Source organism: Streptomyces sp. URMC 126 (genome assembly GCF_051386555.1).
Classification (GTDB): domain Bacteria; phylum Actinomycetota; class Actinomycetes; order Streptomycetales; family Streptomycetaceae; genus Streptomyces.
The window spans coordinates 26,414-40,101 of record NZ_JBPQTX010000025.1 but is presented as its reverse complement, the minus strand read 5'-3'; the positions used below and the strand labels follow the sequence as shown (position 1 = coordinate 40,101).

Below are 13,688 nucleotides of genomic sequence, written 5' to 3'. Positions count from 1 at the left end.
GGGCGAGGGACGGGCGGGGTTCCGGGAGGTCCTTGAAGAGGGCCAGGATGTCGGCCTGGGTGCGGGCCTCGTTGAGGGCTTCGGCGCGCTCGCCGTACTCGTCGATGGTCAGCCGGCCCTCGCGACTGTGCGTGGTCAAAGCATCGAGGGCTTCCTCGCGCTCGTCGTCGCCGATGCGGAGCTGGGTTCTGTCGAGCTTGGTCACGCGCTTGATCCTATCGTCAGGCGGAATGGGGGGATCCGGATGTGCCGGACGGAGGGAGGGGGAGGTCGATGGGGGATGGCGGGGGCGCGGCGCGCCCCCGCCATCCGTCAGGCGAGGCGCAGTTCGGGGTTGTAGAGGTCGAACCAGACCGCGACGTCCAGCGCGCGCTCGATGCCGTTGCGGGCGCCCAGCGGCATCTGGGTGGCGTCGATCGCGAGCACCTGGCGCAGCCAGCCCTCGTTGACGAGCTGGAAGGCCGGGTGGTCGGAGTCGGCGAGGAGGTCGCGGGCCTGGGTCTGGAGGGCCTTGACGTAGTCCGGGTCCTGGGTGGAGGGGTAGAAGTTCTTCGCCCGCTCCACGACCGAGCGCGGCAGGCGGTCGCGGGTGGCGGCGCGCAGGAGGCTCTTCTCGCGGCCGTCGAAGGTCTTCATCGACCAGGGGGTGTTGTAGACGTACTCGACCAGACGGTGGTCGCAGAACGGCACCCGGACCTCCAGGCCCGCCGCCATGCTCATGCGGTCCTTGCGGTCGAGCATGGTGCGGACGAAGCGGGTCAGGTGGACGTACGAGCTGCGGCGCATCCGGTGCTCGAAGTCGCTCTCGCCCTCGACGGTGCCGACCTCGGCGGTCACGCGCGCGAAGCTCTCGTGCAGGTGGCCGCCCAGGTCCAGGGCGCCGAGGACCTCGGGGCGGACGACGCCGAGGGGGCTGTAGTCGCCGTTCTCGCCGAGGTTGATCAGCCAGGGGAAGAAGTCCGCCTGCTGGGCCGCCGGGTCGTGGAACCAGCGGTAGCCGCCGAACAGTTCGTCCGCGGACTCGCCGGACAGGGCGACCGTGGAGCGCTCGCGCACGGCGCGGAAGAGCAGCAGCAGCGACATGTCGATGTCGCCCATGCCGGCCGGCAGGTCGCGGGCGGCGACGACGGCGCGGCGCAGCTCCGGGTCGGCGAGCTGGCGGTGGTCGATGAGGATGTCGGTGTGGTCGGAATCCACGTGACCGGCCACGTCGTGGGCGAAGGGGGTGTCCCGGGCGACGCGCAGTTGGTCGGGGGTGAAGCTCTCGTCGTGGCTGGTGAAGTCGACGGCGAAGCTGCGCAGCCGCTCGCCCTTGGCGCTCAGGTGGCCGGCCGCGAGGGCGGTGATGCTGCTGGAGTCCAGGCCGCCGGAGAGCAGGACGCAGCGCGGGACGTCGGCGACCAGCTGGCGGGCGACGGCGTCTTCGAGGAGCTCGCCGACGCGGGCGACGGTCTTGTCGGTGTCGTCGGTGTGGCGGTGGGCCTCCAGGCGCCAGTAGGTGTGCTCCCGGTGGCCGTTGCGGTCGACCGTGACGATCGTTCCCGGCTTGACCTCGGACATGCCGGCCCACACGGCCTGGCCCGGGTCCTTGGTGAAGGTCAGCAGCTCGCGCAGGCCCGCGACGTCGACGGCACGCTCGGTGAGCGGGTTGGCGAGGATCGCCTTCGGCTCGGAGCCGAACAGGACGCCGTCGGCGGTCGGGTAGAAGTAGAGCGGCTTGATGCCGAGGCGGTCGCGGACGAGGACCAGCTTCTCGGCGCGGCCGTCCCACACCGCGAAGGCGTACATGCCGTTGAGGTGCTCGGCGACCTTCTCGCCCCACTCCAGGTAGGCGTGGAGGACGACCTCGGTGTCGCTGGTGGTGCGGAACCGGTGGCCGCGCCGGGCCAGTTCGTCCCGCAGCTCGGTGAAGTTGTACGCCTCGCCGCTGTAGGTGAGGGCGACGGTGCCGGCGGGCGTCTCCTCGACCATGGGCTGCTTGCCGCCCTCCAGGTCGATGATGGAGAGCCGGCGGTGGCCGAGCGCGATGTGGCGGTCGGTCCAGACGCCGTACGCGTCGGGGCCGCGCAGCGCCATGGTGGCGGTCATCGCCTCGACGGTGGGGCGCTCGCGTTCGAGGTCGCGGCCGTAGGAGAGCCAGCCTGCAATTCCGCACATGGTGTTTCTTCACCCGATCCTGGGGTTGTGATGGTCGTTCGGCGGTGACGGCGGCTAGTGCGCCGACTGGTACTCGGTGATCGCGAGGCCCAGGCGGCGGACCCCTTCCGCGATGCGTTCCGGTGTGGGGTAGCTGAAGGAGAGCCGCAGTTCGTTCCGGCCGCGTCCGCTGCCCTCCGCGTAGAAGGCGCTGCCGGGGACGTAGGCGACCTTGTGCCGTTCGGCGTAGGGCGTCAGCGCGTCGGTGTCGACGCCGTCCGGGACGGTGACCCAGACGAAGAAGCCGCCTTCGGGCCGGGTCCAGCGGCTGCCCTCGGGCAGGTGTTCCGCGAGCGCGGCGAGCATGGCGTCGCGGCGGACGCGGTAGCTGTCCCGGTAGGTGTCGATCTGGGCCCGCCAGTCGTGCCGGGCCAGGTAGCGCGAGAGCACGGCCTGGGTGAAGGCGGGCGGGCAGAGGGTCGTGGACTCGGCGGCCTGCACCAGCTTCTCGCGGACGGCGGCCGGGGCGGTGACCCAGCCGATGCGCAGGCCGGGGGCGATGGTCTTGGAGAACGAGCCCAGGTAGACGACGTTCTCGGCGTCCGTCGAGCGGAGGGCCGGGAACGTCCGCCCGTCGAGCGCGAGCATGCCGTACGGGTTGTCCTCGACGACGAGGACGTCGTGCGCGGCGCAGATCTCCAGCACCTCGGCGCGCCGCTCGACGGCGAGGGTGACGCCGGCCGGGTTGTGGAAGTTCGGCACGGTGTAGAGGAACTTGGGCCGCCGTCCGGCGCGTTCGGCGGCCTCCAGCGCGGCGCGCAGCTCGTCCGGCACCAGGCCGTCGTCGTCGACCGGTACCTGGACGACGTCGGCCCGGTAGGAGGCGAAGACGCCGAGGGCGCCGATGTAGCTGGGGGCCTCGGTGAGGACGAGGTCGCCGGGGTCGCAGAAGATCCGGGTGACCATGTCCAGGGCCATCTGCGAGCCGACGGTGACGACGACGTCGTCCGGGTCGGCGGTGATGCCCTCCAGGGACATCACCTCGCAAATCTGCTCGCGCAGCTTGGGCAGGCCCTGGGCGGAGCCGTACTGGAGCACGACCTTGCCGCCGAGGGAGACCAGGCCGGCGGTCTCGTCGGCGATCGCGCGCTGCGGGAGGCCCTCCAGGTTGGGCATGCCGCCGGCGAGCGACACGACGTCGGTGCGGCCGCGCACGGCGAAGAGGGTGGGGATCTCCGAGGGCTTGATGCCCTCGGCGCCGCGGGCCATCCGGGCGAGGTGCCGCTCGCCGGCCCGGGGCGGGGTGGTCGTCGTCATGCGGGTCCCCTACGCGGCCGAGGTGACGGAGCCGACGACGGCCCACAGGCCGGCGACCGAGGCGAACGCCTCGAAGGTCAGCTCGGACTCGGGGATGCGCACCCCGTACTCGGTCTCCAGGTCCATCAGCAGGCTGATCATGCCCATGGAGTCCAGGCCGAGGTCCATCAGGTTGGCCTCGGGCAGGAGGGCGTCCCCGGCCGGGAGGTCGGGGAGGTTGCGGCGCAGGACCTGCTCGAAACGGTCGTCCCACTGGGTGCTCATCTACGGCTCCTGTCGTTCGGTGACTACGTATTGCTGGTCGTTCGTCAGTTCAGGCTGTCCGCCAGGGCCTTCCGGTCCGGCTTGCCGTTCCCGGTGAGCGGGATGACGGGCACGGCCAGGACGGCGGCCGGGACCTTGGCGGCCTCCAGGCGGGCGCGCAACTCGCGCCGGACCTCGGCCGGTTCGGGATCTCCGACGACGAAGAGGGTGAGGTCCCGGGTGCCGTCGGGCGCGAGGGCCACGGCCTCCCGTACGCCCGGGACGTCCAGCGCGGCGGCCTCGATCTCCAGGGTGCTGACCCGCATGCCGAGGCGCTTGAAGATGTCGTCGCGCCGGCCGGAGAAGTAGAGGTGCCCTTCGGCGTCCTGCCGGCCGTAGTCGCCGGTGAACAGCCGGACCTCGCCGGTGCGTTCGCAGCGGCGGAAGCGCGTGGCCGTCTGCTCGGGGGCCCGCCAGTAGCCGGACATCACATGCGGCCCCCGGACGACGAACTCGCCGGTCTCGCCGGGCGGCAGCGGCCGGCCCTCGTCGTCCACCACCAGGACCTGGGTGTCCGGCAGCGGCCGGCCGACGGAACCCGGGCGGGCCAGATCCTCGTCGGGCTCCAGGATCGAGACGCGCTTGCACTCGGTGATGCCGTACATCAGCGACACCGCGGCGCCCGGGAAGGCCGCGCGCAGCGCCGCCACCGAGGGCGGCGGCAGGGCCGCGCCGGTGTTGGTGAACAGCCGGACGGACGTGGGCTCCGGGTCGCGGGCGGCCAGCCGCACCAGCATCTCGGAGAGGGACGGCACGAGGGGGACGACGGTCGCCGCGGTCTCCCGGATGCCGCGCAGCAGCATCACGTCCGGGACCTCGCCCGGCACCACGATCTCCGCGCCGGCCAGGGCGGCGAGGAAGACCTGGTAGAGGCCGTAGTCGAAGGAGAGCGGCAGCCGGCAGTACACCACGTCGTCGGCGCGGTAGCGCAGCCGGGCGGCGACGGCCCGGGTCGCGGCCAGCACCTGGGCGTGCTCGGAGACGACGGCCTTCGGGCGGGAGGTGGTGCCGGAGGTGTACATCAGCAGCGCCACGTCACGCGAGATGGCCGCGGTGGTGACCGGGAGCGGGGCCGGCTCCCGGGCGGAGATCTCCTCCCACGCCTCGTCGAGGCCGAGCACGGGCCGGCCGGTGAGGGCGCGGACGGCGTCGGCGTGCGCCGGGTCGGTGACGATCAGCCCGGGCTCGGCGTCCTCGATGACGCCGCGGAGCTGGAAGTCCTTCATCGCCGGGTTGACGGGGACGAGGACGGCGCCGAGCGCCACCGTGCCGTACAGCAGCGCCAGGTACTCCCGGCCGCTCGCCAGGCGGACCATGACGCGGTCGCCGTGGCCGACGCCGCGCCCGGCGAGCCAGGCGGCGGCCCTGCGGCTGTGCGCGGCGAGCTGCGCGTAGCTCCAGCGGCCGGCGGCGTCGCGGACGGCCGGCCGGTCGGGGTGCTCGCCGGCCGCGCGGGCCAGGAGGTCGTAGACGGGTGTGTGGCTCATGTCGGCTGGTCCCCCACGGTGGCCGGTGCGTCGGCCGGTGCGTTGTCGGTACGGGTACGGGCGGGGGTCGCCCGCCCGGGGACGGTACGGGCGTGGACCGTCTGCCCGGCGGGGGCGCTTCCGGCGCGAACCGCCTGCCCTGCGGGGGTGGCGGCGGCGGAATCCCCTCCGGTACGGGCGTCCCGCCCGGCACGGCCGGCGTCGTCGCCCCCGGCGCGGGCCGCCCGTCCCGCGCGGGCGACGGAGCGGTTCCGCCGGGCCGCGCCCCGGGACACCGCCATCGGGTCCCAGTCGGCCGGGCGGTCGGGCAGCAGTGCCGGGTCGGTGAACACGGCGCCCGCGTGGGCCTCGGCGAGCAGCCGGCGGCCGGTGACGCGGGCCGCGCACAGGATGCCGCTGATCGCCACGCCCACGATGCCGCTGCCGTAACGGCCGCTCTGGCCCACCACGTACAGGCCCTTGACGCTGGTGCGGGCCTCCGGCCGCATGCCGAAGGGCCCCCAGGTGGCGAGCCCGTACGGCGTGCCGCCGGTCGAGGAGATGTACCGCTGGTGGGTCAGCGCGGTGGCCGTCTCCAGGTGGACGGCGCTGTCGCGGATCGGCCCGAGGGCGCGTTCGGCGGCCGTGAGCAGCAGCTCGGTGGCGCGTTCCTTCTCCGCCGCGTAGGCGGGGTCGCGCCGGTAGCCGCCCTGTTCGGGACCACGGTAGCGCAGTGCCAGCGGCGCCATGACCTGGAGGTTGGTGTGCCCGGGCGGGCAGACGTGGGGCGACTCGGGGTCCTTCAGGGAGGCGAAGGAGAGGAAGGCGAAGGGCAGTTCGCCGGACGGGCAGCCCTCGGCGACCTCGCGGTAGGCGGCCTCGACGTCCCAGCCCTTGTGCCACCACACGTTGGCGTTGGGGCGGTCGGAGAAGTCGCGGTCGAGACCCGCGTACAGCACCGCCACCGGCAGCCGCATGGTGGCGTTCCGGGTGCGCTTGACCAGCGCGGGCGGGAAGTGCTCGGCGCCGGTCAGCTCCAGGATGGTGCGCGGGTAGTCGGCGTTGGAGACGACGAGCGGGGCCTCGATCTCCGTACCGTCCGCGAGCCGGACGCCGCGCGCGGTGCCGCGCTCGACGAGGACGCGCTCCACCCGGCTGCGGGTGCGCAGTTCGCCGCCGCGCGCCTCCAGCGCCTCGACGAGCGCCGCGACCAGGCCCTGGGCGCCGCCCACCGGGTAGTAGGCGCCGCGCAGGTAGTGGTCGAGCACCGAGACGTGGGTGAAGACGGAGGTGGTGCTGGGCGGCGAGCCGTAGTTGGCGGACTGCGCGGCGAGCACCGTGCGGGCGCGCGGCGACAGACCGCAGTGCTCGAACAGGTCGAGGAGCGTACGCCGTCCCCAACGCCCGGTGAGCGGCATCAGCTTGAGCATCCGCAGGTCGTCGAGGTCCATGTCGGCGAGGAGGGCCTCGTGCTTCTCCTTGCCGATGGCCTCGCAGATCGCGGCGAAGGCGTCGATGCCCTCGGCGTCCTCGGGCAGGGCCCGCTTCAGCCGGTCGCGGTAGCGGTCCCAGCCGGCCGGGACGCGGACGTCGAGGCCGGGCAGGGCGAGTTCGTCGAAGCCGTCCGGGTCCAGGGCGCGGAAGGCGACCCGGTCGGCGAGGCCGAGGCCGGAGAGGATGGCGGGCAGGATGCCGCCGGGGCCGCAGTCGCCGACGTAGTGCAGGCCGACGTCGAACTCGTAGGCGCGGCGGCGCCGGAAGGCGTGGGCGTTGCCGCCGGCCACGTCGTGCTGTTCCAGCACGAGTACCCGGCGTCCGCAGGCCGCCAGGTAGCCGGCGCAGACCAGGCCGCCGAAGCCGCTGCCGACGACGATGGCGTCCCACTGCCCGGCGGGCGGGTGCCCGTTGTCCCCCATGGTGGTCACTCCTTCGTCAGCCGGTCCGGGCCGGCAGACCGGTCAGTTCTTCTGCGATCAGGTCGAGCAGGGCGTCCGCCCGGGCGGCCATGCCGGGTTCATTGCGGCACGAGAGGCCGATCTCGGTGCGGCCCGGCGGCTGGTAGACGGTGAGGAAGGCCGGGGCGTAGGGCACGTGCATGGGCAGCGAGTACGCGGTCGCGGCCGTGAAGCCGCCGCCCGAGAGCGCGTCCAGGTCGACCTTGCCGAGGTCGGAGACGACCAGCGTGCAGGGGTAGGTCTCGCGGTGTTCCCGGGTCGCGCGGGCCGCGCCGAGGGTGGGCGCCATGCCGGACGAGGTGACGGGGAACGCGCCGATCGACGACAGTTCCTGCCGCTCGAACATCGCGCGCAGCAGCCGCCCCTGGATCTGCGCCCGGTCGGCGCCGGCCGGGACGTCGACGAAGAGCGGGAGGCTGAGGTTGGCCGTGGAGGCGAGGGACGGGTCGTGGCGGCGGATGTTGACCGGGACCATGAAGCGGCAGTCCTCGTCCGGCATCAGCGCGCACATCGCGGCGGCGGTCCTGGCCACCACGGCGTTGTGGTTGCCCTCGACGGTCCTGCGGCGCCACAGCCAGGGCACCTCGGGCACACCGGGCGCGGTCCCGGCGTCCGGGCCGGCCGGCAGCCGGTCGAAGGGGTTGGGGCACTCGGGGGCCGGGCCCGGTGCGGGCGCGCCGGTGCCGAAGCGCTTGACGACGCCCGACTCGGTCTCCGTCGAGGGCGCGCCCTCGGGCTCCTCGCCGCGCAGGGCGCGGAAGACCTCCTGCGCCCAGGTCATCACGCCCTTGCCGTCCATGACGGCGTGGAAGGCGCGGAAGACTAGGGTGGCCGGTTCGCCGGAGAGCAGCAGCACCTCGCAGTTGGGGCCCTTGACCGGGCTGAACGGCCGGCGCAGCACCTCGCTGCCGGCCGTGTCGAAGGTCCGGCGGTCGAGCGCGGTGCCGTCCACCTCGACGACGGGCGGGGTGACACCGCTGTCCGCCCAGCGGTTGCCCCGCTTGACCAGGCGGGCGCCGGGGCAGGCCTCGGACGCCACGGCGACGGCCCGTCGGAGCTCGTCGGCGGTGACGCCGCCCCGGCCCTCGACGAAGATCTGGATGGCCATGGGGGGTGTCACCAGCGCGCCGGCGAGGTAGCCCCGTTCGGTGGGCGAGATCGGCCGGCTGTAGCCGGCGTCGGCGCGGCGTGCGCGGCTGACGGCGGTCATCTCTGCGTTCCTTTCGTTCTGGTGAGGCTGCCGGCACATGCGGGGCCGATGCTCTCGGGCGGTCCCGCGGGGAAGGCGGGGTGTCCCTCGCCGGCGTCCGGCGGCAGGGGGCGGACGGTCAGCGGGGACCGGGCGGCCAGCGCGACGTACGTCGGGCGCCGGGGGCCGGCGCCGCTGTCGGCTGCGGCCAGGGTGTCGCTCCACAGCCACCACCCGTCCCCCGCCTCCCGCCACCCCGGCCGCCAGCCGGGCAGCGGGTCCAGCCGCTCGGGCCGTACTCCGGCCGTGCCCCGGGCCTTGAGCAGGGCCTCGACCTCGGTCCACTCGCGGACCGTGGCCACCGCCCCGGGCGGCCGGCCCAGGACGCGGGCGAGCCAGCGCAGGGCGGCCGGCCGTTCCCGGTGCTCCTGGACGTCCGCCCCGACCCAGACGTCCCGGGCGAGGGCCGCGAGGCCGAGGGCCCCGGTGTGCGAGACGGAGCCGCGCCAGCCGGAGTCCGGCCAGTGCCAGCGGCCGTCGGGCCGCCGCTCCGGCGGTTCGCGGAGTCCGGCCGCCGCCTCGGCCGCCGCGCGCAGCAGCACGCGCCCGGAGGGGCTGGAGCGGCGGCCGAAGGCGTCGCGTGGGAGCCGAGGGGCGGCGGCGAGGCGGACGTACAGCGTCCCGGTCCGCTCCTCGGCGGGGATCACTTGACGAACCGGAACCGCGGCACGGCCAGGACGAAGAACAGCGCGGCCAGGCCCAGCAGGAATCCGCTGGCCGGCAGCACCGTCTGGAGGTCGGCGCCCTTGACCATGACCTCCTGGAAGGCGTTGAGCGCCTTGCCGTGCGGGGTGAAGTCGGCGATGTCCCGCATGAACTCCGGCATGAAGATGCCGGGCACCATGCAGCCGCCGAGCGCGGCCAGCACCAGGATGACGATCGTGCCCATGCCGTTGACCTGCGACTCGCTCTTGGCGAACGAGGCCAGCAGCAGCCCGAGCGCCACCGCGCAGCAGCCGAGCGCCACGGTGATCGGCACCAGGGCGACCGGGTGCACGCCGAGGTCCATGCCGAAGACGAGCTTGCCGAAGGCCATCAGCAGGCCCACCTGCACCACCGCGACCAGCAGGTACGGGACGACCTTGCCGAGCAGCAGCTGCCAGCGCGCCACGGGCGCGGACAGCAGTCGGCGGAACGTTCCCTCACGGCGCTCGACCATGATCGAGCCCGCCATGACGGTGACGATGAAGAAGACGTACATGACGGTGTAGCCGGGGACGTTCTGCTGGTACACCGAGGGGTACTTCACGCCCGACATGCCCTTGGGGAAGGTGCTGGTCGAGGTCACCCCGCTCCACGTCTCGTCGATCTTGTCGATCTGCTTCTTCAGCGCGGCCTTGCGCACCGGGTCGCGCTCGGCGGCCCGCTGCTTCTCCAGCGAGACGGCCGTGCGGGTGCTGGAGGTGACGGTCAGCACCGCGCTGCGGACGGCGGCCTGGAGCGGGTCGACGGCCTGGCGGGACGACGAGGGGTCCACCACGAAGGAGAAGTGCGGCTTGCGGCCGCTCTCCACCTCCTTCTCGAAGCCGGCCGGGATGACGACGGCGAACGAGTCCTTGCCGGAGCGCACCCGCTTGTCCGCGGCGTCGGCCGTCAGCCCGGTGGTGACCTTCAGCTCGTCGCTGCCCCCCAGCGCCTTGGCGACGTTTTTGGCGGCGATGCCGCCGTCCTGGTCGACGATCGAGATGTTCATCTTCGGCGCGGAGCCGAGCGTGTCGAAGGAGTTCGACAGGGCGAGGCTCATCACCGTGATGAAGAGCATCGGCGAGACGAACAGGGTGATCAGGGAGGCGCGGTCCCGCAACAGGACCAGCAGCTCCTTGCGGATCATTGCAAACATCAGGCACCGTCCCTGATCTGGCGGCCGGTCAGGTCGAGGAAGAGGGATTCGAGGTCGGGGCGGCCGAGGCGGATGCCGCCCAGGCCCAGACCGGTCCCGGCGGCGATCTCGGAGACCTCGCGCAGGGTGGCCGGCATGTCCTTGACCCGGATCCGCAGCACGGACGCGCCGTCCCCGGCCGCGGCCACGGAGACCTCCCCGTGGCCCGCGAACCGCGTCTCCAGCCAGGACATGCCGCCGGGGAGCTTCTCCAGTTCCTCGCCGGTGGGCGCCCATTCGAGCAGGCCCTCGCCGAGCGGCCGGAGCAGTTCCTCCTGGGTGCCCTCGGCGAGGACCTTGCCGTGGTCGACGATGACGATGCGGTCGCAGAGCTGCTCGACCTCGGGCATGTAGTGGCTCGTGTAGACCACCGACATGCCGAACTCGGCGCGCAGGCGCAGCACCGTCTCGAAGATCTGGTTGCGGCTCTGCGCGTCCACGCCCACGGTGGGCTCGTCCAGGAAGAGCAGCCGGGGCATGTGGAGCAGGGCCGCCGCGATGTTCACGCGGCGCTGCATGCCGCCGGAGTAGGACGCGACCTTGTCGCCGGCCCGGTCGGTGAGCCCGACCACGTCCAGCGCCCAGTCGATCCGCTCGCGGCGCTCGGCGCGGGAGAGCTTGTAGGCGCCCGCGAAGAAGGTCAGGTTCTGCCGGGCGCTGAGCGTCGGGTAGAGCGCGATCTCCTGCGGGACGACGCCGATGAGGGCCTTGGCCCGCGTCGGCGCGGCCGCGAAGTCGGCGCCGTCCACCTGGATGGTGCCGCCGTCGGGCTTGAGGGCGCCGGTCAGCATGGCGATGGTCGTCGACTTGCCGGCGCCGTTGGGGCCGACGAAGCCGAGGATCTCGCCGGTGCCGACGCGCAGCGAGACGCCGTCGACCACGGCGCGGTCGCCGAACCTCTTGACGAGGCCGGTGGCGGCGAGGACGTCGTCCGTCCGGACGCCGGACGGTGTGGCCGTCGCGGTGACGGTCATCGGGTGTCCCCCTTCGAGACGACCAGCGACACATAGCTGCCGCCGTAGGCGAAGCTGGAGATCAGGGCGTGGTCGACGCTGCCCTGACGGCCGCCTCCCGTGATCAGGCCGGGCAGTTCGTCCGGCGCGTCCTGGACGCCCGCGGTGCCCGGCAGGACGCCGTCGCCCATGGCACGCAGCGCGGCGGCGAGGGCGAGGCCGGGAGCGGAGCCGTAGGTCTCGCCGAACACCGACTTGGTGGCGGTGACGGGGCGTTCCGCCAGGCCGCCGGCGCGGAGCGCGGCGATCTCGGCGGCGTCGACGGCCTCGCGGCCCATGGCCGCGGAGGCGACCAGGCCGATGTCCTCGGGCGTGAGGCCCGCGGCGCGGACGGCCTCGGTCATCGAGCGGGCCCAGGCGGCGCCGTCCGGGCGGAGCCCGGCGATGCCGCTGTCGTCGCCGGTGAGTCCGAAGCCGGCGATGCGGCCCAGGACGGGGCGGCCGGACGCCTTCGCGGCGTCGGTGGACTCCAGCGCGATGGCGACCGCGCCGGCGGACAGCACCGTACCGCCGCCCCCGAACGGACGGACGTCCGAACTCCCCAGGAAACCGGGGACCTTGACGTGCCCGGCGACCAGGGCGTCGGGGCACTCGTCCGCGACGACCACGACGATGCGCTCGGCGGCGCCGCGGGCGATCAGCCGGTAGGCGTAGTGCAGCGCGCTCAGGGCGCTGGTGCCGCCGCTGCAGACGGTGGCGGTGATGCCCTTGAAGCGGTGCAGGATGGCGACGTGCCCGGCGGCGGCGTTCACCACGGTGTTCGGGAAGAACTTCGGGTTGGCGCCGGCGGGCCCGCCGGCGAGCACGACACCGCTGTCGAATTCCTGGACCGGGGTGATCGGGGCCAGACCGGTCGCGAAGATCAGCCCGGTCTGGGCGGCCTCCTGGCGGCTGGGCTTGCCGTACGCCCGGTGCAGCTCGGCGACGACGGCCGCGGCCAGCCGGCTGGTGGGGTCCATCCGGCGGAGCACGGCCGGGTTGATGCCGGCGGCGATGGCCTTGAAGTCGACCGTGCCGGCCCGGCGGGTGCCGTAGCCGTCGATGGCGACCTCGCCCTGGTAGACGGGCGTGCCCTCGGCGAGCGCGGCGAACAGCTCGTCGTTGCCGGTGGCCGTGCCCGCGATGCCGGCGACGCCGGTGATGACGACGTCCCGGCCGGCCGCGGCCGCCGCGGCGGCGGGCGGCTCGGTGGTGACGCGCTCGGGGTGCCGGATCACCAGGGCGGCGTTGTTGCCGCCGAAGGCGAAGGAGTTGGAGACGACGACGTCGACGTCCTGCTCCCGCGCGGCCTCCGGGACGATGTCGAGGCCGCTGGGGGCCTCGGCGCCGCCGGTGTTGGCGGTGGGCGGCAGCACGCCGTCGCGCACCGCGAGGGCGCAGACCACGGCCTCGACCGCGCCGGCCGCGCCCAGGGTGTGGCCGATCATCGACTTGGTGGAGCTGACCGGCGGCGGCGTCTTGAAGAGCGTCTTGATCGCCTTGGGCTCGACCTTGTCGTTGGTCGGCGTGCCGGTGCCGTGGCCGTTGATGTAGTCGACGTCCTCGACGGTGTGCCCGGCGCTGAGCAGGGCGGCGGCCATGGCGCGCTGGGCGCCCTCGCCGCCGGGGTCCGGCGCGGTCTGGTGGTAGGCGTCGGCGGACAGGCCGTAGCCGGCCACCTCGGCGATGGCGGACAGGCCGCGGGCCGCGGCGGCGTCCGCCTTCTCCAGGAGCAGGAAGCCCGCGCCCTCGCCGAGGTTGAGGCCCTCGGAGCGGGTGTACGGCGAGCAGCCGCCGGAGTCCAGCGCGCCCAGCGAGTTGAAGCCGTTGAAGGACAGTTCGGCCAGCGGGTCGACACCGCCCACGAGCACGGCGTCGGCCTCGCCGCTCCACATGAGCTCCAGCGCGTAGCCGATGGCCACGGCGCCGGCCGCGCAGGCGTTGGAGAGCAGCGAACGGGGGCCGCCCAGGCCGAGCTTCTCGGCGACGGCGTCGGCGACGCTGTGCAGCGCGTAGCCCTTGAGCAGCCGGACGTCCGCCTTGCGCAGGCCCTCGCGGATCCACTGCTGGTGGAACGTGCCCACGCTGCGGCTGGTGCCGAGACTGCTGCCGATGACGACGCCGACCCGCTCGGGGTCGTAGCCGGCCTCGGCGAGGCGACCGTGCTCGACGGCCTCGGTGGCGGCGGTGAGGGCCAGCGTCAGACAGCGGTCGACGCCGGGCACCTCCTTGACGGGCGACTGGCCGCCCTGGGTGGTGATCAGGCCCGTGGTGTCGACCTCGGTGACCGTGCCGATGCCGCTGCGGGCGGCCCGGATGGCGGTCCAGCACTCGTCGGCGGTGGAGCCGACGGCCGAGATCATGCCCAGGCCGGTGATGACGATGCGCATG

Annotated in this window: 11 protein-coding genes; all 11 read right to left on the bottom strand. The window is 73.7% G+C overall.

What is annotated here, in order from left to right:
- The coding region (locus tag ACSNOK_RS05410) for a DUF1707 SHOCT-like domain-containing protein (protein ID WP_436779413.1) at positions 1-205 on the bottom strand (205 nt) is incomplete at its 3' end.
- Positions 206-312: 107 nt separating this feature from the next.
- Entirely contained in the window at positions 313-2,157 is a 1,845-nt protein-coding gene (asnB, locus tag ACSNOK_RS05405) for an asparagine synthase (glutamine-hydrolyzing) (RefSeq protein WP_436779412.1), read from the bottom strand.
- A 54-nt stretch (positions 2,158-2,211) separates the two neighbouring features.
- On the bottom strand, positions 2,212-3,453 hold the full coding sequence (locus ACSNOK_RS05400; RefSeq protein WP_436779411.1) for a PLP-dependent aminotransferase family protein: 1,242 nt from the start codon (positions 3,451-3,453) through the stop codon (positions 2,212-2,214).
- 9 nt (positions 3,454-3,462) lie between these two features.
- Positions 3,463-3,717 (bottom strand): acyl carrier protein, encoded by a 255-nt coding sequence (locus ACSNOK_RS05395; RefSeq protein ID WP_436779410.1) that lies wholly within the window; start codon positions 3,715-3,717, stop codon positions 3,463-3,465.
- A gap of 44 nt (positions 3,718-3,761) precedes the next feature.
- On the bottom strand, positions 3,762-5,243 hold the full coding sequence (locus tag ACSNOK_RS05390; RefSeq protein WP_436779409.1) for a class I adenylate-forming enzyme family protein: 1,482 nt from the start codon (positions 5,241-5,243) through the stop codon (positions 3,762-3,764).
- Positions 5,240-7,138, bottom strand: coding sequence for a phytoene desaturase family protein (locus ACSNOK_RS05385; protein WP_436779408.1), 1,899 nt, complete (start codon positions 7,136-7,138; stop codon positions 5,240-5,242). The genes ACSNOK_RS05390 and ACSNOK_RS05385 overlap by 4 nt, the downstream gene beginning before the upstream one ends.
- Positions 7,139-7,154: 16 nt before the next feature.
- Positions 7,155-8,387 (bottom strand): hypothetical protein, encoded by a 1,233-nt coding sequence (locus ACSNOK_RS05380; protein WP_436779407.1) that lies wholly within the window; start codon positions 8,385-8,387, stop codon positions 7,155-7,157.
- On the bottom strand, positions 8,384-9,073 hold the full coding sequence (locus tag ACSNOK_RS05375) for a hypothetical protein (protein ID WP_436779406.1): 690 nt from the start codon (positions 9,071-9,073) through the stop codon (positions 8,384-8,386). Before ACSNOK_RS05375 ends, ACSNOK_RS05380 begins: the two co-directional genes overlap by 4 nt.
- Entirely contained in the window at positions 9,070-10,266 is a 1,197-nt protein-coding gene (locus ACSNOK_RS05370) for an ABC transporter permease (RefSeq protein ID WP_436779405.1), read from the bottom strand. Before ACSNOK_RS05370 ends, ACSNOK_RS05375 begins: the two co-directional genes overlap by 4 nt.
- Positions 10,266-11,279: an ABC transporter ATP-binding protein gene (locus ACSNOK_RS05365; RefSeq protein WP_436779404.1), complete on the bottom strand. Its 1,014-nt coding sequence runs from the start codon at positions 11,277-11,279 to the stop codon at positions 10,266-10,268. Before ACSNOK_RS05365 ends, ACSNOK_RS05370 begins: the two co-directional genes overlap by 1 nt.
- A complete protein-coding gene (locus tag ACSNOK_RS05360; RefSeq protein WP_436779403.1) occupies positions 11,276-13,687 on the bottom strand; it encodes a beta-ketoacyl synthase N-terminal-like domain-containing protein in 2,412 nt (803 codons plus the stop codon). The genes ACSNOK_RS05365 and ACSNOK_RS05360 overlap by 4 nt, the downstream gene beginning before the upstream one ends.
- Between the last annotated feature and the right edge of the window lies 1 nt (position 13,688).

What these genes read in the sequence shown, in the direction of transcription:
- asnB (WP_436779412.1), bottom strand. Translation starts at nt 2,157, where the DNA reads ATGTGCGGAATTGCAGGCTGGCTCTCCTACGGCCGCGACCTCGAACGC.
- ACSNOK_RS05400 (WP_436779411.1), bottom strand. Translation starts at nt 3,453, where the DNA reads ATGACGACGACCACCCCGCCCCGGGCCGGCGAGCGGCACCTCGCCCGG.
- ACSNOK_RS05395 (WP_436779410.1), bottom strand. Translation starts at nt 3,717, where the DNA reads ATGAGCACCCAGTGGGACGACCGTTTCGAGCAGGTCCTGCGCCGCAAC.
- ACSNOK_RS05390 (WP_436779409.1), bottom strand. Translation starts at nt 5,243, where the DNA reads ATGAGCCACACACCCGTCTACGACCTCCTGGCCCGCGCGGCCGGCGAG.
- ACSNOK_RS05385 (WP_436779408.1), bottom strand. Translation starts at nt 7,138, where the DNA reads ATGGGGGACAACGGGCACCCGCCCGCCGGGCAGTGGGACGCCATCGTC.
- ACSNOK_RS05380 (WP_436779407.1), bottom strand. Translation starts at nt 8,387, where the DNA reads ATGACCGCCGTCAGCCGCGCACGCCGCGCCGACGCCGGCTACAGCCGG.
- ACSNOK_RS05370 (WP_436779405.1), bottom strand. Translation starts at nt 10,266, where the DNA reads ATGTTTGCAATGATCCGCAAGGAGCTGCTGGTCCTGTTGCGGGACCGC.
- ACSNOK_RS05365 (WP_436779404.1), bottom strand. Translation starts at nt 11,279, where the DNA reads ATGACCGTCACCGCGACGGCCACACCGTCCGGCGTCCGGACGGACGAC.
- ACSNOK_RS05360 (WP_436779403.1), bottom strand. Translation starts at nt 13,687, where the DNA reads ATGCGCATCGTCATCACCGGCCTGGGCATGATCTCGGCCGTCGGCTCC.